The following is a 20,188-nucleotide window of genomic DNA, read 5'->3' as shown; positions in this document are numbered from 1 at the left end:
CCCCTCCCAGCGCCGAAGGCGCGCCAGAGAGGGGGGAAGCCGCGTCAGCGGCGCAGGGGGGTGTTACTTCTTGTCCGGCACGTTCTTCTTGCCCTTGTTCTCGGCGATGTAGTCGCTCCACGGATCGGCGACCACCGGGCCCGGCGTCTTCCACACCACGTTGAACTGGCCGTCGGCCTTCACCTCGCCGATGAACACCGGCTTGTGCAGGTGGTGGTTTTCCTTGTCCATGGTGCTGGTGAAGCCACCCGGCGCCTTGAAGGTCTGGCCGGCCATGGCGGCGATGACCTTGTCGGTGTCGGTGGACTTGGCCTTGGCCACGGCCTGGGCCCACATGTTGATGCCGATGTAGGTCGCTTCCATGGGGTCGTTGGTCAGAGGCTTGTCCTTGTGGCCGGGGATGTTCTTCGCCTTGGCGTAGGCGCTCCACTTCTTCACGAACTCGGTGTTGGCCGGGCTCTTGATGCTCATGAAGTAGTTCCAGGCGGCCAGGTGGCCGACCAGCGGCTTGGTGTCCACGCCGCGCAGCTCTTCCTCACCCACCGAGAAGGCCACCACCGGCACGTCCTTCGCCGAGAGGCCGGCGTTGCCCAGTTCCTTGTAGAACGGCACGTTGGAGTCGCCGTTGATGGTGGAGACCACGGCCGTCTTCTTGCCGGCGGACGCGAACTTCTTGATGTTGGCGATGATGGTCTGGTAGTCCGAATGGCCGAAGGGGGTGTACTCCTCCATGATGTCGGCATCGGCCACCCCCTTGCTCTTGAGGAAAGCGCGCAGGATCTTGTTGGTGGTGCGCGGGTACACATAGTCGGTGCCCAGCAGCACCCAGCGCTTGGCCGAGCCGCCGTCCTTGCTCATCAGGTATTCCACGGCGGGAATGGCCTGCTGGTTGGGCGCGGCACCGGTGTAGAACACGTTCTTGCTCAGCTCTTCGCCTTCGTACTGCACCGGGTAGAACAGCAGGCCGTTGGCCTCTTCCACCACCGGCAGCACCGACTTGCGCGACACCGAAGTCCAGCAGCCGAAGATCACGGCGACCTTGTCCTGCGTGAGCAGCTGCTTGGTCTTCTCGGCGAACAGCGGCCAGTTGGAGGCCGGGTCCACCACCACGGGTTCGAGCTTCTTGCCGAGCACGCCGCCCTTGGCGTTGATCTCGTCGATGGCCATCAGCACCGTGTCCTTGAGCACGGTTTCCGAAATGGCCATGGTGCCCGAGAGGCTGTGCAGCACGCCGACCTTGATGGTCTCCTGGGCGTGGGCGCTCAGACCGGTGAAGCCGAGCGTGGCGACTGTGGCCGCGGCGGCCAGGGTCTTGAGGGTGAATCGGCGGGCGTTTTGGGGGGTCTTCGACATGGCGCTTCTCCAGTGTTCCAGGGGTCCCTTGGAAGGGGTGTTGGGCGCCGCCGGCCCGCCTTCTTCAGGCGGTGCTCGACGGACAACTGGATGCTAGGGAAGACCCTGGATGGCGTATGTACGCCACGTGGCGTACGCCGCTGGCGCCGATGTCAGCAGCAGCGCCCGGTGGCGGAGCCGTAGCGCGCGGCCTGGCGTTCGCGGAAGAACGCCTCGTAGTTCATCGGCTCCTGGTCCGGGTGCGTGGCCCGCATGTGCTTCACGTAGCTGCCGTAGTCCGGCACACCGACCATGAGGCGCAAGCTCTGCGTGAGGTAGCGCCCGGCCCGCCCGAGGTCGTCGAGCAGGCCGCCCGCGCCGGTGGCGGAGGGATCAGCCACCGACGCTGGCGCCGGCCGGCAGCGCTTCGTAGGGGGTTTCGGCCACGCTCGGCTTGCGCTCGGCGCGGGCCTTGAGCACGCTCTTCACGCTGTAGAACAGCACGCTGAGCACCACGAACATGAACAGCGCGCACAACACGGCGTCCAGGCGGTTGTTGAAGACGATGCGCGACATGGCCTCGGGCGTCTTGGCCGGCGCCAGCAGCACGCCGTTCTGCAGCGCCTCGGCGTAGCGGCTGGCGTTGGAGAGGAAGCCCACCTTCACGTCGGCCGAGAAGATCTTGAGCCAGCCCGCGGTGAGCGTGCAGACCAGCAGCACGATCGCCGGCACGATGGTGACCCAGGCGTAGCGGTCCTTCTTCATCTTGAACAGCACCACGGTGCCCAACATCAGCGCCACGGCGGCGAGCATCTGGTTGGCGATGCCGAACAGCGGCCACAGCGTGTTGATGCCGCCCAGCGGATCGACCACGCCCTGGTACAGGAAGTAGCCCCAGGCCGCCACGCACAGGCCGGTGGCGATCAGGTTGGCGGGCAGCGAGTCGGTGCGCTTGAGCGCGGGCACGAAGCTGCCCATCAGGTCCTGCAGCATGAAGCGGCCGGCGCGCGTGCCGGCGTCCACGGCGGTCAGGATGAACAGGGCTTCGAACAGGATGGCGAAGTGGTACCAGAAAGCCATCATGGTCTGGCCGCCCACCACCTGGTGCAGGATGTGCGCCATGCCCACGGCCAGCGTGGGCGCGCCACCGGCGCGCGCCAGGATGGTGTTCTCACCCACGTCCTTGGCGGTCTGCACCAGCATCTCGGGCGTGATCACGAAGCCCCAGGTGGAGAGCGTCTGCGCCACCGCTTCGGGCGTGCTGCCCACCAGGGCGGCCGGGCTGTTCATCGCGAAGTAGATGCCGGGCTCGATGCACGAGGCTGCCACCAGCGCCATCACGGCGACGAAGGATTCGGCCAGCATGCCGCCGTAGCCGATGAAGCGCGCGTTGACTTCGTTGTCCAGCATCTTGGGCGTGGTGCCCGAGGAGATCAGCGCGTGGAAGCCCGAGACCGCGCCGCAGGCGATGGTGATGAACAGGAAGGGGAACAGGTTGCCCGACCAGACCGGGCCGTCGCCGGCCGCGAACTGCGTGACCGCCGGCATCTGCAGCGGCGGCGCGACGACGACGATGCCGATGGCCAGCGCGACGATGGTGCCGATCTTGAGGAAGGTGGAGAGGTAGTCGCGCGGCGCCAGCAGCAGCCACACGGGAATGGAAGCGGCGACGAAGCCGTAGCCGATCAGCATCCAGGTCAGGGCCTTGCCGTCGTAGGTGAACAGCGGCGCCCAGGTCGGGCTCTCGTGCACCCACTGGCCGCCCACGATGGCCAGCATCAGCAGCACGAAGCCGATGATGGAGACTTCGCCGATGCGACCGGGCCGGATGAAGCGCAGGTACACGCCCATGAACAGCGCCACCGGAATGGTGGCCGCCACGGTGAAGGTGCCCCAGGGCGATTCGGCCAGGGCCTTCACCACGATCAGCGCCAGCACCGCGAGGATGATGATCATGATCATGAAGGCGCCGAACAGCGCGATCAGGCCCGGCACGGTGCCCATTTCCTGCTTGATCAGGTCGCCCAGCGAGCGGCCGTCGCGGCGCGTGGAGATGAACAGCACGATGAAGTCCTGCACCGCGCCGGCGAAGACCACGCCGGCCAGGATCCACAGCAGGCCGGGCAGGTAGCCCATCTGCGCGGCCAGCACCGGGCCCACCAGCGGGCCGGCGCCGGCGATGGCGGCGAAGTGGTGGCCGTACAGCACGTACTTGTGCGTGGGCACGTAGTCCAGGCCATCGTTGTGGCGCCAGGCTGGCGTCATGCGCGTGGCGTCCAGGCCGAGCACCTTGGTGGCCAGAAACAGGCTGTAGTAGCGGTAGGCGATCAGGTAGACGCAGACCGAAGCGACCACCACCCAGAGGGCGCTGACGGCTTCACCCCGTCCCAGCGCCACGGCCGCGAGCGCGAAAGCGCCCAGCACGGCCACGAAAAACCACCCCAGGTGGCGACCCAGTCCAGACATGCTTGTCTCCTCTTGTGCCGCGACCTCGCCGATTCGGGCCGCCGTGCGACGGGCAGTATCGGCAACCGGGCGCACGCGCACATCCGTTGCACCGCGCGCCGGACCGCGTGGCACCACTTAGGTGGAAACCCGTATCAGGGGATTTCGCGGGCGTGCTCGACGGCGTACTTGATCAGTTCCGCCTGGCCCTCCAGGCCCAGCTTGCGCTTGATGCTCTGGCGGTGCGTTTCCACCGTGCGCACGCTCAGGTCCAGCGCCTTGGCGATCTGTTTGCTCGACTCGCCCCGGCCCAGCGCGCTCAGGATCTGGCTCTCGCGCGGCGTGAGCAGCGGGCGCGGCGCGGGCTGGCGGAACAGCCGGCTCGAGACCCCGGGGCTGAGAAAGGTGCCACCGGCCACCACGGCCTCGATGGCGGCCACGATTTCGCCGGCCGGCGCGTCCTTGAGCACGTAACCCCGCGCGCCGGCCTGCAGCGCGCGCTGCACGTACTCGGGGTTGTCGTACATGCTGAACATCAGCACGCGCAGGCCGGGCCAACGCGCCAGCATGGCCTGCGCCAGGTCGATGCCGTTGCCGTCCTTCAGGCCCACGTCCTGCAGCACCACGTCCACCGCCAGGCCGTCGAGCAGGCGCATGGCCTCGGCGGCATGGCCGGCCTCGCCCACCACCACCAGTTGCGCCACGCTCGAGAGGCGCGCGCGCAGGCCCTCGCGCACCATGGGGTGGTCGTCGACCAGAAGGATGCGGATGGTGTCGTTCATGTCGATGCTTCTATCTGGGTGCCGTGGCCGGGCTCGGCCTGGATGCTCAGCCGCCCGCCGATCGCGGCCAGGCGCTCGCGCATGTTGCGCAAGCCAATGCCTCGCTCGGGGTGCAGGTGCACGGCCGCGCTGTCGAAGCCCCGGCCGTCGTCGGTGACGCTCATGCGCACGGTGCCGCCCGGTCCGAAGGCCAGCACCAGCTCCACCTGCCTGGCCTGCGCGTGTTTGGCCACGTTGGTCAGGCTCTCCTGCGCCACGCGGAAGAGCGCGGTCTTCACCTCGTCGGGCAGTTCGCGCTCGGCGCCTTCGATGCGCACCGCCACCGGCAAGCCGCTGGCGTCCTCGAACTCCTGGCCCAGGTGCTGCAGCGCGGCGGGCAGGCCGAGGGTGTCGAGCAGCGCCGGGCGCAGGCGGTGCGAGAGGCGGCGCACCTCCACCAGGGTGTGGTTGAGCCCCTGCAGCGCCTTGGCCAATGGCGCGGGATCGCGCGTGTCGGCCCCGGCTTCCACCAGCAGCTTGGTGGACACCAGGGTCTGGCTGATGCCGTCGTGCAACTCGCGCGCGAGGTGGGCGCGTTCGTCCTCCTGCGACTGCTGCACCTGCCGCGCCAGCAGGCGCAGCTTGTTCTCGGCCACGCGGTGCTCGCTCAGGTTCAGCGCCAGGCCGCTGGCGCTGATGAGCGCGATGCCGAACACCGCGATGCCGGCGATCCACAGCAGCGTGGTGGCGATGTTGCGGTTGGCCTCGCCCTCGATGCGCGTGAGCGTGGCCTGGATGCCGTCCAGGTACAGGCCGGTGCCCAGCATCCAGCCCCAGCGCTCGTAGGCGATCACATAACCGAGCTTGGGCGTGTCCTGCCCGCTGGAAGGCTGGCGCCACAGGTAGTCCACGAAGCCGCCACCGGCGCGCGCCTGGGCGATCAGGCGCTGGATGGTGGGCCGGCCCTGCGGGTCGCGCAGCTCCCACAGGTTCTGCCCCACCAGCTCGGGCTGGCGCGAGTGCATGAGCACGCGGCCCTGCAGGTCGTAGACGAAGAAATAACCGTCGCGGCCGTAGTCCAGCGAGGCCAGCAGGCGCAGCGCCTGCTCGCGGTCCGCCGCCTCGTTGCCGCCCCGGTCGTACAGCGGCTGCACGGTGCTGGCCGCCAGGGCCACGTAGTTGCGCAGCTCGGCGCGCCGCGCCTCCAGGTAGGTGCGCTCCACCAGGGCGTATTCGCGCCTGGCCAGATCGCGCTCCTGGTGCTGCACGGCCAGCGCGATGAGCACGAGCGAGGCCAGCAGCGGCAGGATGGCCAGCAGGAGGATCTTGGTTCGCAGTCGCATCGGGAAGGAAGGGACGCCGTGGCGCCATTCTGCGCCGAACCAGCGGGCGGGCTCAGCCGCCGTGTTGGGGTTGCAATTGCGGCACGCGGTTGATCGCCATGGCGGCGGCGGCCGTGCGCGTCTCCACCCCCAGCTTGGCGTGTATGCGCTCCAGGTGTTTCTTCACCGTGGCCGGGCTGGCACCCAGGATGTCGCCGATGTCGCGGTTGATCTTGCCCTTGACCACCCAGTACAGCACCTCGGCCTCGCGCGCGGTGAGGCCGAAGGCGGCGGCCAGGCCGGAGAGCACGCTGGCGTCCGAGGTTTCCTGCATCACGATGAGCCAGTCGCCGCCCTCGCCGTTGACCTCATCGCCCACGCACTGGTGCAGGCGGAAGGTGAGGCGGCGCGGGCCGTTCTCCAGCGTGAGGCGCGGCGGCTCGCGCTGCGCCAGCGCCTCGCCGAGGTGGCGGCGCAGCCACTGCAGCACGGCCGGTGGCGTGGTCGGCGCCTCGGTGCCGCAGTGGTGGCGCAGCAGGTCGCGCGCCAGCGGCGTCTGCCACATCAGGCGGCCGTCGCGCTCGCGCACGGTGATGGTGGCGTAGCCGAAGGCGTCGAGCGCGTTGCGCGCCTGGCTGCGCTCCACCGCGCCCTGGCGCGCGTGGCGCGCGCTGCGCAGGTGCACGCCCATGCGCGCCATCACCTCGCGCGGCTTGATCGGTTTGGTCACGTAGTCGGCGCCGCCCGCGTCGAGCGCGGCCACCAGGTGCTCGGTGTCGGTCAGGCCCGTCATGAAAATGATGGGGATGTGCGCCGTGGCCGGCTGCGCCTTGAGCCGGCGCGCGACCTCGAAGCCGTCCAGCCCGGGCATCACGGCGTCGAGCAGCACCACGTCGGGCAGGGCCTGGGTGGCGCGGCGGATGGCGCTTTCGCCATCCAGCGCCACGAGCACGGTGTAGCCCGCCTCGTCCAGCGCGTCGTGCAGGGGCGCCACGTTGTCGGGCACGTCGTCGACGATGAGCACCACCAGCGCGTCCGTGAGCGGCCGCGCGGTCGATGGCGCCAGGGTTTCAACCGGGTGCGACATGGTGTTGCAGCAGTTGCTGTTCGATGGTTTCAAAACGGAATTCGCGCGCCAGCGTGCGCAGGCCCTGCGCGAACGCGGCCTGCTCGGGGCGGCGCTGCACCCACTCGTCCAGCCATTGCACGATGCCCTTGTAGTAGCCCAGGCGCACCAGTTCCAGCAGGGGTTCGAGTTCGTCCCTCGTCGCGGGCGCCGCGGCGGCCACCGGCGCCCCGGCGCGCTCGGGCGAGGCTTCGGTGATCCAGGCCAGCGACAGGCGCTGGCCGAGCCAGCCCAGCAGGTCCTCGCGCCGCACCGGCTTGACGAAGAAGTCCTGCGGGCGGTGGCCGAGGTCGTTCTCCAGTCCCTTGTCGAAGGCGTTGGCCGAGACGATGGCCATCGGCACCGCACCCCAGCCGCGCGCGCGCAGGCGGCGCAGCGTCTCCCAGCCGTCGATGCCGGGCATCGCCAGGTCCATGAAGACCGCGTGCGGCGCACCGGGCTCGCCGGGCTGCAGGCCGTCGAGCAGGGCCAGCGCGTCGTGGCCGCTGGTGGCGAGCATCACCTCGAAACCCAGGGGCGCGAGCCAGCGCGCGAGCAGTTCGCGGTCGGCCTCTTCGTTGTCCACCACCAGCACGCGGCGGCGCGCGCCCTGGTAGCCGGCGTGTTGCGGCACCGCGGTGGGCGCGGGCAGCTGCACGCCGTGCAGCTCGGGCAGGAACAGGCGCACGGTGAACACCGAGCCCTGGCCCGGGGTGCTGCGCACCGTCATCTCGCCGCCCATGAGGTCGGCGAGCATCTTGGCGATGGTCAGGCCCAGGCCGGTGCCGGTGGCCGTGCCGTGCACACCGGCCTCTCCCTGCCCGCGCGCGAAGGGCTCGAACACGCGGTCCAGGTCCTGCGGGTTCATGCCGGGCCCGGTGTCGTGCACCTCGAACTGCGCCATCTCGCGCGCGTGCGCCACCCGCAGCCGCACCTCGCCGCTGCGGGTGAACTTCACCGCGTTGCCCAGCAGGTTGATGAGGATCTGGCGCAGGCGTTTCTCGTCGGCGCGCACGGTGTCGGGCAGGCGGCTGCCGGTGTCGAACGAGAAGCGCAGGCCCTTGGCCGCCGCCTGCAGCTCGAACATGCTGGCGACCTCGCGCATGGCGTCGGCAAACGCCATGGGCCGCACGTCGAGCGCGAGCTTGCCGGACTCGATGCGCGCGATGTCCAGCGTGCCTTCGATCAGCGAGAGCAGGTGCTCGCCGCCGCGGTGGATCACGCGGATGGCCTGCGCGCGGTGCGGCGCCACGCCGGTGTCTTCCTGCAGCAGCTGCGCGTAACCCAGGATGCTGTTGAGCGGCGTGCGCAGCTCGTGGCTGATGGTGGAGATGTAGCGCGTCTTGGCCTGGTTGGCCTGCTCGGCCGCGCGGCGCGCCTGCTGCAGCGCCTCGTCGGTGCGCTGGTGCGACTCGATCTCCTGCATCAGCAGGCGCGTCTGCCGGTTGGACTCTTCCTGCGCCACCTCGCGGCTCTTGTGCGCGAGCACCAGCCACCAGGCCACGGTGGCGGCGATGAGCAGCAGCACCGCGTACACGCGCACGAAGCCCGAGCGCAGCGCGGCGTCGAGCAGCGAGGTGTTGGCCGCCACGCCCAGGCCCTGGGCCAGGCCTTCCACCTCCTGCCGGTAGAGCAGGCCCAGCACGGCCGCGAGCACCGGCGCCACGATCATCATGAGCAGCAGGTAGTGCGCCAGGCCCGCTTCCAGGTAAGGCCACACGCGGCGCGGCAGCACGCGGCGCAAAGCGCCCATCCACTGCTCGGAGAGGCGCGCGTGCGGTTTGCAGAGGTCGCCGCAGCGCGCGTCGAGCGTGCAGCACAGCGAACAGATGTGGCCCTGGTACGCAGGACAGTGCGCCATGTCAGGCGCCTCGTACTCGCGTTCACAGATGACGCACGTTTGGACAACACCCCCCGCGCCGCCTGCGGCGTCACCCCCCTGAAGGGGGGCCGCACTGGCGGCCTGGCGGAGCCAGATCCGCGGTGCGCCTGGCGGCACCTCTCCACCGCTTCTGGCGATGTAGTAACGCCCCTGGGTCAACCACGCGATCACCGGTGCGGTGATGAGCGCCGTCACCATCGCGATCACCGCCGAGAACGCCTGCGCCGTCGGCCCCAGCAGGCCCATGTGGGCCACGATGGACAGCGCCGAGGCCAGGCCCATGGCGCCCACACCGACAGGGTTGATGTCGTACAGGTAGGCGCGCTTGAACTCGATGCCCTTGGGCGACCAGCCCAGCGGCTTGTTGATCACGAGATCGGCCACCACCGCCATGATCCAGGCGATGGCGATGTTGGAGTACAGGCCCAGCACCTCGCCCAGCGCCTGGAACACGTTCATCTCCATCAGCATGAAGGCGATCAGCGTGTTGAACACCACCCACACCACGCGGCCCGGGTGGCTGTGCGTGATGCGCGAGAAAAAATTGCTCCAGGCCAGCGAGCCCGCGTAGGCGTTGGTGACGTTGATCTTGAGCTGCGAGACCACCACGAACAGCGCCGTGGCCGCCACCGCCCAGCCGTAGTCGGCGAACACGAACTCGTAGGCCGCGAGGTACATCTGGTTGGGGTCCACCGCGCGCTCGGGCGGCACCATGTGGCTGATGGCCAGGTAGGCCAGCAGCGCGCCGCCCAGCATCTTGACCACGCCCAGCACCACCCAGCCCGGCCCGCCGGCGAGCACGCCCAGCCACCAGCGCAGCGCGTGGCCGGGCTCCTTCGCGGGCATGAAGCGCAGGTAGTCGGCCTGCTCGCCCATCTGCGTGATGAGCGCGATGCCCACCGTGAGCGCCGCACCAAACAGGTGCCAGTCGAACACCGCGCCCGCACCAGATTCGCCCCCGTAACGCACCACGTTGGTGAAGGTCTCGGGCGCCATCCAGGCCACCGCCCCAAAAGGCACCACCATCATCACGACCCACAGCGGCTGGGTCCAGACCTGGAAGCGGCTGATGACCGAGACACCGTGCGTCACGAGGGGGATGACCACCAGCGCGCAGATCAGGTAGCCCCAGGCGGGCGGGATGTCGAGCGCGAGTTCGAGCGCGTAGGCCATCACCGCCGCTTCGAGCGCGAAGAAGATGAAGGTGAAGGACGCGTAGATCAGCGAGGTGATGGTCGAGCCGATGTAGCCGAAGCCCGCGCCGCGCGTGAGCAGGTCCATGTCCACCCCGTGGCGCGCGGCGTAGACGCTGATGGGCAGGCCGCCCAGGAAGATGATGAGGCCGGTGCAGAGGATGGCCAGCGCGGCGTTGACGAAGCCGTACTGCACCAGCAGCGTGGCACCCACGGCCTCGAGGATCAGGAAGGAGGCGGCACCGAACGCGGTGTTGGCCACCCGCCATTCGCTCCACTTGCGGAAACGCTGCGGCGTGTAGCGCAGCGCGTAGTCTTCCATGGTCTCGCTGCCGACCCAGCTGTTGTAGTCGCGGCGCACCTTGATGATGCGCTGCGGCGCGTCCTGCCCGGCCGGCGGCGGGGCGCTGGCGGGCGGGGAAGGCGGTGGGGGCACGGCGGGGTTCACACGGGGATTTCGCAGCTTTCATGCCACGCCGGGCCTGGGGCACGGGAATTGCTGATTCCAGGGCAACTTGTATGCTCAGGCTCCCTTGACGATCGCGCACCACCATGGAACTCACGCCCCGAGAGAAAGACAAGCTGCTGATCTTCACCGCCGCCTTGCTGGCCGAGCGGCGCAAGGCGCGCGGCCTCAAGCTCAACTACCCCGAATCGGTGGCGCTGATCAGCGCGGCCGTGATGGAGGGCGCGCGCGACGGCAAGACCGTGGCGCAGCTGATGAGCGAAGGCCGCAGCGTGCTCACCCGCGCCGATGTGATGGACGGCATCGCCGAGATGATCCCGGACATCCAGGTGGAAGCCACCTTCCCCGACGGCACGAAACTCGTCACGGTGCACCAGCCGATCGTGTGACCCCATTCAGGATTCAGGAGACCCCATGACTTTCGCCTTCTTCCTCAAGCGCGCCCTGCCCGCCCTCACCCTCGCCGCCCTGTCGTTCTCCGCCGCCGCCCATGTGGGCGATGCGCACGACCACGGTGGCCTGCTCACCGGCTTCCTGCACCCCATCACCGGGCTGGACCACCTCGCCGCCATGCTGGCCGTGGGCGTGTGGAGCGCCATGACCACGAAACGCCTGTGGGTCGCACCGGTGTCGTTCGCCGCCCTGCTGCTGGCCGGCGCGCTGATGGCGCAGGCGGGCGTGGCCTTCCCCGCCATCGAGCCGATGATCGCGGCCTCCATGCTGGTGGTGGGCCTGCTGCTGGCCGCGCAGGTGAAACTGCCCGAGGCGGCGGGCGCGGTGCTGGTGGGGGCCTTCGCGCTGTTCCACGGCGCGGCGCACGGACAGGAGCTGGCCGATGGCGCGGCCCTGGCCGGCATGGTGCTGGGCACGGCCGTGCTGCACGCGGTGGGCATCGGCATGGGCCTGGGCCTGAAGCGCGCCGACCACTGGCTGCCGCGCGTGGCCGGCGGCGTGGTGGCGCTGATGGGCCTGAACATGGGCTGGTCCCTGCTGGCGGGCTGAAGCCATGATCCCCGGCGAACTCTTCACCGACGCGGGCGAGCACCCGCTCAACCCCGGCCGGCGCACGATCACCCTGGTGGTGAAGAACGGCGCCGACCGCCCGATCCAGGTCGGCTCGCACTACCACTTCGCCGAAACCAATGGCGCGCTCGACTTCGACCGCGCCGCCGCGCGCGGCATGCGGCTGAACATCGCCAGCGGCACCGCCGTGCGGTTCGAGCCCGGCCAGCAGCGCACCGTCGAGCTGGTGGACTACGCGGGCGACCGCATCGTGTACGGCTTTCGTGGCCTGACCCAAAGCGCCCTCTGAAAGACAGCCCATGGCAAGCATCCCCCGCAGCGCCTATGCCGACATGTTCGGCCCCACCGTCGGCGACCGCCTGCGCCTGGCCGACACCGGCCTGGTGATCGAGATCGAGAAGGACTACACCCTGGCCGCCGGTGGTTACGGGGAGGAAGTGAAGTTCGGCGGCGGCAAGACCATCCGCGACGGCATGGCGCAAAGCCAGCGCACCCGCGCCGAAGGGTCGGTGGACACGGTGATGACCAACGCGGTGATCATCGACCACTGGGGCATCGTCAAGGCCGACATCGGCTTGAAGGGCGGGCGCATCGTCGCCATCGGCAAGGCCGGCAACCCCGACACCCAGCCCGGCGTGGACATCGTCATCGGCCCGGGCACCGAGGTCATCAGCTGCGAAGGCCACATCGTCACGGCCGGTGGCATCGACAGCCACATCCACTTCATCTGCCCGCAACAGGTGGACGAGGCCCTGACCTCGGGCGTGACCACCATGCTCGGCGGCGGCACCGGCCCGGCCACCGGCACCTTCGCCACCACCTGCACGCCCGGCCCCTGGCACATCGAGCGCATGCTGCAGGCCGCCGACGGCCTGCCCATGAACCTGGGCTTCCTGGGCAAGGGCAACGCCAGCCTGCCCGCCGCGCTGCACGAGCAGATCGACGCCGGCGTGATCGGACTGAAGCTGCACGAAGACTGGGGCACCACGCCCGCGGCCATCGACAACTGCCTGAGCGTGGCCGAAGAGGCCGACGTGCAGGTCGCGATCCACAGCGACACGCTCAACGAATCGGGCTTCGTGGAAAACACCATCGCGGCCACCAAGGGCCGCAGCCTGTGCGCCTTCCACACCGAAGGCGCCGGCGGCGGCCACGCGCCCGACATCCTGCGCGTGGTCGGCGAGGCCAACTTCCTGCCCTCGTCCACCAACCCGACCATGCCCTACACCGTCAACACGCTGGACGAGCACGTGGACATGCTCATGGTCTGCCACCACCTGGACGCGGGCATCGCCGAGGACCTGGCCTTCGCCGAGAGCCGCATCCGCCGCGAGACCATCGCGGCCGAGGACATCCTGCACGACCTGGGCGCCATCAGCATGATGAGCAGCGACAGCCAGGCCATGGGCCGCGTGGGCGAGGTCATCATCCGCACCTGGCAGACGGCCGACAAGATGAAGAGCCAGCGCGGCACGCTGCCCGAGGACAGCTCGCGCCATGACAACTTCCGCGTCAAGCGCTACATCGCCAAGTACACGATCAACCCGGCCATCGCGCACGGCATCGCGCACATCGTCGGCTCGCTGGAAGTGGGCAAGTGGGCCGACCTGGTGCTGTGGAAGCCCGCCTTCTTCGGCGTGAAGCCGGCGCTGGTGCTCAAGGGCGGCAGCATCGCGCTGGCCGCCATGGGCGACCCCAACGCCTCCATCCCCACGCCGCAGCCGGTGCACTACCGGCCCATGTTCGGCAGCTTCGGCGGTGCCACCGCGAAGAGCAGCCTGACCTTCGTCTCGCAGGCCGGCCTCAAGGCCGGCGTCGGCGAACGCTACGGCCTGCAGAAAACCCTGTCGGCCGTGCACGGCGTGCGGGGCGTGACCAAGGCCCACATGGTGCACAACGCCCTGCTGCCGAAGATGGAGATCGACCCGCAGACCTACGCGGTGCGCGCCGACGGCGTGCTGCTCACCTGCGAACCCGCCACGCGCCTGCCGATGGCGCAGCGCTATTTCCTGTTCTGAGCGCCGCGATGCTGCAAGTCTCCAAGCTCATCCCCCAAGGCCAGGGCCTCGCCAAGCCGCTGGTGCAGCGCGCGGCACAGCTGGTGCTGGACTGGGACATCCGCCAGAAAAGCCGTTTCGACGCCACCACGACCGACGAGCGCCACGTGGGCGTGTTCCTGCCGCGCGGCACCGTGGTGCGCGGCGGCGACGTGCTGCTCACGCAGGACGGTTCGCTGCTGCGCGTGGTCGCCGCGCCGCAGCCGGTGCTGCGCATCACCGCCTGCCCCGACCACCCCGCGCAGGACCAGGCCTTCGACCTGATGCGCGCGGCCTACCACCTGGGCAACCGGCACGTGCCGATCGAGCTGCGGCCCGACCACCTCAAGATCGAACCCGACCACGTGCTGGCCGACATGCTGCGCGCCATGCACCTCACCGTGGTGGAGGCGCGCGAGCCCTTCGAACCCGAGGGCGGTGCCTATGGCGCCCAGGGCGCGGGCCACGGCGGCCATGCCCACGGGCACGGCCATCACCACAGCCACGGCCACGATCACCACCACGGACATGACCAAGGCTGACGCGGGCCACCCCGTGCCCGAGCGCTCCGCCGCCAGCCTGCTGCAGATCCTGTGGCTGGCCTCGCCCGCGCTGCCCGTGGGCGGCTTCTCCTATTCCGAGGGCCTGGAGGCCGCCGTGGACGCGGGCCTGGTGCACGACGAAGCCAGCGCGGCCGCCTGGCTCACCGACCAGCTGCACCTGGGCCTGGCGCGCAGCGACCTCGCGGTGGCGGCCCAGGCCATCCCCGCCTGGCGCAAGCAGGATCTGCCTCGCGTGCGCGCGCTGAATCACTGGGTGCTGCAGACCCGCGAAACGCTGGAGTTCCGCCTGCAGACCGAGCAGATGGGGCGCTCGCTGCTCGAGTGGGCGCGACAGCTCGGCGAGCTGGGCGCGGGCGTGTTCGAGCAGTTGCAAGCCGCCGACCTGAACCCACCCACCTACCCGGTGGCCTGCGCCTGTGCCGCCGCGAGCGCGCAGGCCAGCGTGCGCGACAGCCTGGTGGGCTATGCCTTCGGCTGGGCCGAGAACCTGGTGCAGGCCGCCATCAAATCGGTGCCGCTCGGCCAGAGCTCGGGCCAGCGCATGCTCGCGCGGCTGGCGCAACAGGTCCCCGATGCGGTGGACCACGCCATGGCCCTGAGCGACGACGCCCGACAGGCCTTCAGCCCCATGCTCGCGATTCTTTCCGCGCGCCACGAAACGCAATACTCTCGCCTCTTCCGCTCCTGAGCACGCGCCCCCCTACAAGGAGACCGCCATGACCACCGCCCTGCACCACATCCCCCGCCGCACCAAGACCCTGCCCCCCTTGCGCGTGGGCATCGGCGGCCCCGTCGGTTCGGGCAAGACCACGCTGCTGGAAATGCTCTGCAAGGCCATGCGCGGGCGCTACGACCTGATCGCTATCACCAACGACATCTACACCAAGGAAGACCAGCGCCTGCTCACCGTGAGCGGCGCGCTGCCGGCCGAACGCATCATGGGCGTGGAAACCGGGGGCTGCCCGCACACCGCGATCCGGGAAGATGCCTCGATCAACCTCGAAGCCATCGACCGCATGCTGGACCAGTTCCCGAACGCCGACGTGGTGTTCATCGAAAGCGGCGGCGACAACCTGGCCGCCACCTTCAGCCCCGAACTCAGCGACCTCACGATCTACGTGATCGACGTGGCCGCGGGCGAGAAGATCCCGCGCAAGGGCGGCCCCGGCATCACCAAGAGCGACCTCTTCGTCATCAACAAGACCGACCTGGCGCCCCACGTGGGCGCCGACCTGGAGGTGATGAAGGCGGACACCGCGCGCATGCGCCCCGATGCCGCGCGCCGCCCCTGGGTGATGACCAACCTCAAGACCCTGACGGGTGTGGACGAGGTGGTGCGCTTCATCGAAACCCGGGGCATGCTGCGCAGCGAATCCCGGGAGCCCGTGCCGGCCTGAAGCGGCGGGCAGGCTAAAATCTCGCCCTTGTCATCGCTCCCGGAGACGTGGGTGAGCGGTTTAAACCAGCAGTCTTGAAAACTGCCGACCCGCAAGGGTCCGTGAGTTCGAATCTCACCGTCTCCGCCAGAACCAGAAACAGCAACGGGCCCATGGGGCCCGTTGCTGTTTCTGGTGCGGACAACGCGGTTCGCATCGGCATCACTCCTGTTGCATGGTGAAAAACAACCCTGACAAGGTGCTCCGGCAGGTCAGTTTGGGGCAGCCGGATCACCTCGCCATGCGGGCTGCCTTCACTGGCCCAGGCTGACGCTGGTGCCGGCGACGGCGCGCAGACCGGCCTGACGCACTTGCTCGGCCTGTTGCGCGGTGGCGATCACCGGGTACGCGGCGTCATTCTCATTCACCAGGCCCAGGCGCTGGGCTTCTTTCAGCTCGGCCACCACTTGGGCGCGGGTCTTCTCGAAACCGGCGGGCACCTCGAACTTCACGATGTCGGTGTCGGCCAGGCGGCCGGCGTCGCGGGCGGCGATGGCTTGGGCACGGACTTCGTTGCGGCTCAGGCTGGAGCCCGTGGCAACTTCGAATTTCACGATGTCGGTGTCGGGCAGCTGGCCGGCGTCGCGGGCGGCGATGGCCTGGGCTTGCACTTCAGCGCGGGTCAGCGGCGCGCTCTGGGCCATGGCGGCACCGGCAACAGCCGTCAGCATGAGGGGGATGAGGACACGGGTCGAGAGTTTCATGATGCTTCCTTGAACGGTAGGTTGAATGGATGGATGGAGGTTTGGATGGAGGTTTGTGCCGCCTTGGTTTCGGCACAGGAGAGACTGTAAAAACCGGGTCTGTCATTTTCAGAACGCGAGAATTACGGATTCGTAATGCAGCAAAACGGGCAATTCCGTGACAATTCGGTGTCGTGCAAGGCCTTTTGCCGCCTTGTTGTCCCTCCATCCGGTCACTAAGCCCCACTCCCATGCGCGTGCTGGTCATTGAAGACGAATCCAAGCTGGCGGACTACGTCAAGCGGGGTCTCTCCGAGGCCGGTTACACCGTGGACGTCGCCCGCGACGGCATCGAGGGCCGCTACCTCGCGCTCGAAGGCGACTACCAGTTGCTGGTGCTGGACATCATGCTGCCCGGCATCGATGGCTTCGGCGTGCTCGCGGCGCTGCGCGAGAAGCGCAACACGCCGGTGTTGATGCTCACCGCGCGCGACCGCGTGGAAGACCGGGTGCAAGGCCTGCAGGCCGGCGCGGACGACTACCTCGTCAAGCCCTTCGCCTTTTCCGAACTGCTGGCCCGCGTGGCCGCGCTGCTGCGCCGGGGCCCCGCCGCCGTCGCCGAGGCGGCCAACACCCGCATGGCGGTGTGCGACCTGGAGATGGACCTGATCAGCCGCAAGGCCTGGCGCGCCGGCCAGCGGCTGGACCTCACGGCCAAGGAGTTTTCGCTGCTGGCGCTGCTGGCGCGCCGCAAGGGGCAGATCCTCTCGCGCACCACCATCGCCGAGCAGGTGTGGGACATGAATTTCGACTCCGACACCAACGTGGTGGAAGTGGCGGTGCGCCGCCTGCGCTCCAAGATGGACGATCCCTTCAAACCCAAGCTGCTGCACAACGTGCGCGGCATGGGCTACGTGCTGGAGGAACGCACATGAACACCTCGACGACCGTGCTGGACGCGGCCCCGGTCCTGGGCGGCGACAAGCCCGCCGAGGCGCCCTGCACCTATTCCATCGGCCGGCGCCTCTCGCTGCTGCTGGCCGTGCAGACGGTGATCGGGCTGGGCGTGCTGCTGGCCTTCATCTATGGCGCCACCTCCATGCTCTTCATCGCCAAGCACGAGGAAGAGCTGCGCAGCTACAGCACCGTGCTGGTGGACGTGTCGCGCGAGGCCTACGCCCAGGGTGGCGAGGCCGAAGTCAAGGCCAAGATGGCCTGGCTGGCCGAACGCCGCCCGGGCACCTTCGTGCAGATGAACCGCGCCGACGGCAGCGAGTTCTACCGCGACGCGGCACCCACCTTCGACGTGAACCAATCCACCGCCCGCGGCATGGATTTCGCGGTGCCGACGGCGACCGGCGGCCTGCTGCAGGGCAAGGTGGTGCTGGATTGTTCGCAGGACGCGAAGACCGCCCGCCGCATGGCCCTGTTGCTGGTCGGTGCCGTGCTGGCCGGGGGCGCCCTGGTCGGCTGGGGCACTTTCTGGCGCGTGCGCTGCAGCCTGCGCCCCCTGCTCGACCTGGCCGCCCAGACCAAGGCCATCGACGCGCGGCGCCTGGGCCAGCGCATCTCACTGGCCGAACCGGCCGAAGAACTGCAACCGGTGATCGACCAGTTCAACGGCCTGATGCACCGCGTCGAGCGCACCTATGTACAGCTCGAGGGTTTCAACGCCGACGTGGCGCACGAGCTGCGCACCCCGCTGGCCAACCTGATCGGCCAGACCGAGGTGGCGCTCAGCCGCGAGCGCAGCGTGGCCGAACTGGAGGAAACGCTGCACTCCAACCTGGAAGAGCTGCAGCGCATGGCGGCCATCGTCAACGACATGCTGTTCCTGGCCCAGGCCGATCGGGGCGTGAAGGCCCGCCGCAGCGCACCGGTGAGCCTGGCCGAGCTGGTGCAACAGGTGGTGGAGTTCCACGAAGCCCCCATGGACGAGCGCGGGCTGCGCGTGACCATCGAGGGCGATGCCCACCTGTCGGTGGATGCGCCTTTGATCAAGCGCGCGATCTCCAACCTGCTGGGCAATGCGATCCGCTACGCCGACCAGGGCTCCGCGCTGTGCGTGCGCATCGCGCCCGAGTCGGAAAGTGGCGCGCGCCTGTGGGTGGAAAACACCGGGCCGTCGATCGAAGCCTCGCACCTGCCGCGCCTCTTCGACCGCTTCTTCCGCGCCGACGCCGCGCGCTGCGAGATGGAAAAACCACACCATGGCCTGGGCCTGTCCATCGTGGCGGCCATCGCGCGCATGCACGACGGTTTCCCGGCGGCCGAATCCAGCGGTGGCACCACGCGCGTGGGCTTCAGCCTGCAGACCACCGCGGCCAGCGCCTGAGCGCGCCCGGCGGTTCAGTCCGCCAGGAACAGTTCCTGCAGGTCGCTCAGGAAATCGAAGCCGCGTTCGGTCGGCCACACCCGGGTGGCATCGCGCGCGATCAGCCCCTTCTGCTCTGCCTGCGCCAGGGCCGGCGCGATGCTGGAGAGCGGCAGGCCCGTGCGCTCCATGAACTGCAGCAGCGTGAACCCGTTCTTGAGCCGCAAGGCGTTGAGCATGAACTCGAAGGGCAAGGCCTTGCGCGAGACTTCGTCGGCGCTCACCACGGCGTTGCCCGCCAGCGCGCGCTCCATGTACAGGCGCGGCTCGCGCACACGCACCGGCCGTGCCACACGGTGCGCAAAGCTGAGCTTGCTGTGCGCGCCGGCGCCGATGCCCAGGTAGTCGCCGAACTGCCAGTAGTTGAGGTTGTGCCAGCACTGGTGCCCCTCGCGCGCATAGGCCGAGACCTCGTAGCGCTGCATGCCCGCTTCGTCGGTGAGCTCGGTGATGCGGTCCAGCATGTCCCAGGCCTCGTCCTCCGGCGGCAGCGCGGGCGGGTACTTGGCGAAGTAGGTGTTGGGTTCGAGCGTGAGGTGGTAGATCGAGATGTGCGGCGGCGCGAACGACAGCGCGGTGCGCACGTCGGCCTCGCAATCGGCCAGCGTCTGCCCTGGCAGCGCGTACATGAGGTCGAGGTTGAAGGTGTCGAAGGCCTGCGCGGCCTCTTCCACCGCGGCCAGGGCCTGATCGCGGTCGTGCACCCGGCCCAGCGCCTTGAGGTGGGCGTCGTTGAAACTCTGCACGCCGATCGACAGGCGCGTCACGCCCGCGTCGCGGAAGGCGCGGAAGCGGTCTTTCTCGAAGGTGCCGGGGTTGGCCTCCAGCGTGATCTCCGCATCGGCCTCCAGCCGCAGCATCGCGCGCACGTCGCCCAACAGGCGGTCGATGGCCGCAGGCGAGAACAGGCTGGGTGTGCCGCCGCCGATGAACACGCTGTGCACCGTGCGGCCCCAGATCAGCGGCAGCGAGGCCGCGAGATCGGCGCGCAGGGCCTCGAGGTAGGCGGTTTCGGGCAGCGCCTTGCCGGGCGCGGCGGTGGCCGTCCATTCGTGCGAGTTGAAATCGCAGTAGGGACACTTCTTCAGGCACCAGGGCAGGTGGATGTAGAGCGACAGCGGGGGCAGGCTCTGCAGCTGCAGCGTGCCCGGGCGCATCCAGTGGCGCACGTCGTTCCAGGCCGGGTCGGCCTGGCCCGCGGCGGCCGGCTGGCCGCCGGGCCAGGACATCGGCACGCCGGTGGGTTCGCTCATGGTGTGTCCGAGGGCGCGGGCGAGAACCAGCGCTCACGCATCAGTTCGAGCATCTGCCGCGCCGCGCGGCCCCGGTGGCTGTTCGCGTTTTTCACCTCGGTGGGCAATTGCGCGAAGGTCTGGCCGAACTCGGGCAGGTACATCACGGGATCGAAACCGAAACCCTTGTCGCCGACCGGCTGCTGCGTGATCAGCCCGGGCGCGCGGCCGGTGGCCACGAGCGGCTCGGGGTCGTCGGCGCTGCGCCGCCACCAGATCGGCGATGCCTTTTTCGGCCAGGGCCAGCAGCGTGTTCATCTCGTCGCGCGTGAAGG

At 69.1% G+C, this 20,188-nt stretch carries 18 protein-coding genes, 1 tRNA gene and 1 pseudogene; 10 read left to right on the top strand and 10 right to left on the bottom strand.

Annotated features, from left to right (window positions below; genetic code table 11):
• Positions 1–63 precede the first annotated feature (63 nt).
• The 7 genes from urtA to AC1Q9M_RS21685 form a co-directional block, all read right to left on the bottom strand.
• Positions 64–1,353, bottom strand: coding sequence for an urea ABC transporter substrate-binding protein (gene urtA / locus AC1Q9M_RS21715; RefSeq protein ID WP_382155737.1), 1,290 nt, complete (start codon positions 1,351–1,353; stop codon positions 64–66).
• Between the two features lie 152 nt (positions 1,354–1,505).
• Positions 1,506–1,700: a YbdD/YjiX family protein gene (locus AC1Q9M_RS21710; RefSeq protein ID WP_382163902.1), complete on the bottom strand. Its 195-nt coding sequence runs from the start codon at positions 1,698–1,700 to the stop codon at positions 1,506–1,508.
• 25 nt (positions 1,701–1,725) lie between these two features.
• Entirely contained in the window at positions 1,726–3,798 is a 2,073-nt protein-coding gene (locus AC1Q9M_RS21705) for a carbon starvation CstA family protein (protein ID WP_382321297.1), read from the bottom strand.
• Between the two features lie 134 nt (positions 3,799–3,932).
• Positions 3,933–4,559 carry a response regulator transcription factor gene (locus tag AC1Q9M_RS21700; RefSeq protein ID WP_382321299.1) on the bottom strand — a complete coding sequence of 209 codons (627 nt, stop codon included), beginning with the start codon at positions 4,557–4,559 and terminating at the stop codon, positions 3,933–3,935.
• Positions 4,556–5,881, bottom strand: a complete 1,326-nt coding sequence (locus AC1Q9M_RS21695; protein ID WP_492435723.1) for a cache domain-containing protein — start codon at positions 5,879–5,881, stop codon at positions 4,556–4,558. Before AC1Q9M_RS21695 ends, AC1Q9M_RS21700 begins: the two co-directional genes overlap by 4 nt.
• A gap of 52 nt (positions 5,882–5,933) precedes the next feature.
• Positions 5,934–6,947 (bottom strand): response regulator, encoded by a 1,014-nt coding sequence (locus AC1Q9M_RS21690; protein WP_382321301.1) that lies wholly within the window; start codon positions 6,945–6,947, stop codon positions 5,934–5,936.
• On the bottom strand, positions 6,931–10,476 hold the full coding sequence (locus AC1Q9M_RS21685) for a hybrid sensor histidine kinase/response regulator (protein WP_492435721.1): 3,546 nt from the start codon (positions 10,474–10,476) through the stop codon (positions 6,931–6,933). The genes AC1Q9M_RS21690 and AC1Q9M_RS21685 overlap by 17 nt, the downstream gene beginning before the upstream one ends.
• Positions 10,477–10,592: 116 nt before the next feature.
• On the opposite strand from AC1Q9M_RS21685, the gene AC1Q9M_RS21680 reads away from it, so the two are divergent.
• From AC1Q9M_RS21680 to AC1Q9M_RS21645, 8 genes are all read left to right on the top strand, one after another.
• On the top strand, positions 10,593–10,895 hold the full coding sequence (locus tag AC1Q9M_RS21680) for an urease subunit gamma (protein WP_382155722.1): 303 nt from the start codon (positions 10,593–10,595) through the stop codon (positions 10,893–10,895).
• 25 nt (positions 10,896–10,920) lie between these two features.
• Positions 10,921–11,508 (top strand): HupE/UreJ family protein, encoded by a 588-nt coding sequence (locus AC1Q9M_RS21675; protein WP_444687212.1) that lies wholly within the window; start codon positions 10,921–10,923, stop codon positions 11,506–11,508.
• Positions 11,509–11,512: 4 nt separating this feature from the next.
• Positions 11,513–11,818, top strand: coding sequence for an urease subunit beta (locus AC1Q9M_RS21670; RefSeq protein ID WP_297399432.1), 306 nt, complete (start codon positions 11,513–11,515; stop codon positions 11,816–11,818).
• A 10-nt stretch (positions 11,819–11,828) separates the two neighbouring features.
• The gene (gene ureC, locus AC1Q9M_RS21665) at positions 11,829–13,547 is read left to right on the top strand and encodes an urease subunit alpha (protein WP_492435718.1); all 1,719 of its coding nucleotides are present in this window, start codon (positions 11,829–11,831) and stop codon (positions 13,545–13,547) included.
• Positions 13,548–13,555: 8 nt separating this feature from the next.
• Positions 13,556–14,107 carry an urease accessory protein UreE gene (gene ureE, locus AC1Q9M_RS21660; RefSeq protein WP_444687214.1) on the top strand — a complete coding sequence of 184 codons (552 nt, stop codon included), beginning with the start codon at positions 13,556–13,558 and terminating at the stop codon, positions 14,105–14,107.
• Entirely contained in the window at positions 14,094–14,816 is a 723-nt protein-coding gene (locus AC1Q9M_RS21655) for an urease accessory protein UreF (RefSeq protein ID WP_492435716.1), read from the top strand. Before ureE ends, AC1Q9M_RS21655 begins: the two co-directional genes overlap by 14 nt.
• Positions 14,817–14,844: 28 nt before the next feature.
• Complete coding sequence (gene ureG, locus AC1Q9M_RS21650; protein WP_492435714.1) at positions 14,845–15,525, top strand: urease accessory protein UreG; 681 nt, start codon at positions 14,845–14,847, stop codon at positions 15,523–15,525.
• A gap of 41 nt (positions 15,526–15,566) precedes the next feature.
• Positions 15,567–15,654, top strand: a tRNA-Ser gene (locus AC1Q9M_RS21645).
• Between the two features lie 164 nt (positions 15,655–15,818).
• On the opposite strand, the gene AC1Q9M_RS21640 is transcribed toward AC1Q9M_RS21645, so the two are convergent.
• Positions 15,819–16,268, bottom strand: coding sequence for a DUF4148 domain-containing protein (locus AC1Q9M_RS21640; RefSeq protein WP_382321368.1), 450 nt, complete (start codon positions 16,266–16,268; stop codon positions 15,819–15,821).
• Positions 16,269–16,498: 230 nt separating this feature from the next.
• Between AC1Q9M_RS21640 and AC1Q9M_RS21635 the strand changes: the two genes are divergently transcribed.
• Positions 16,499–17,182 carry a heavy metal response regulator transcription factor gene (locus AC1Q9M_RS21635; RefSeq protein ID WP_291113937.1) on the top strand — a complete coding sequence of 228 codons (684 nt, stop codon included), beginning with the start codon at positions 16,499–16,501 and terminating at the stop codon, positions 17,180–17,182.
• Positions 17,179–18,582 carry a heavy metal sensor histidine kinase gene (locus AC1Q9M_RS21630; RefSeq protein WP_492435711.1) on the top strand — a complete coding sequence of 468 codons (1,404 nt, stop codon included), beginning with the start codon at positions 17,179–17,181 and terminating at the stop codon, positions 18,580–18,582. Before AC1Q9M_RS21635 ends, AC1Q9M_RS21630 begins: the two co-directional genes overlap by 4 nt.
• Before the next feature lie 14 nt (positions 18,583–18,596).
• On the opposite strand, the gene hemW is transcribed toward AC1Q9M_RS21630, so the two are convergent.
• Positions 18,597–19,850: a radical SAM family heme chaperone HemW gene (hemW, locus tag AC1Q9M_RS21625; protein WP_492435863.1), complete on the bottom strand. Its 1,254-nt coding sequence runs from the start codon at positions 19,848–19,850 to the stop codon at positions 18,597–18,599.
• A 20-nt stretch (positions 19,851–19,870) separates the two neighbouring features.
• Positions 19,871–20,119 (bottom strand): annotated as a pseudogene (locus AC1Q9M_RS21620) (non-canonical purine NTP pyrophosphatase); the annotation flags it as partial.
• Positions 20,120–20,188: the final 69 nt, after the last annotated feature.

It is taken from the genome of Hydrogenophaga sp. GW823-FHT04C09 (assembly GCF_058796355.1).
The sequence above is the reverse complement of the archived record's forward strand: the minus strand, read 5'-3'. Positions and strand labels throughout refer to the sequence as shown.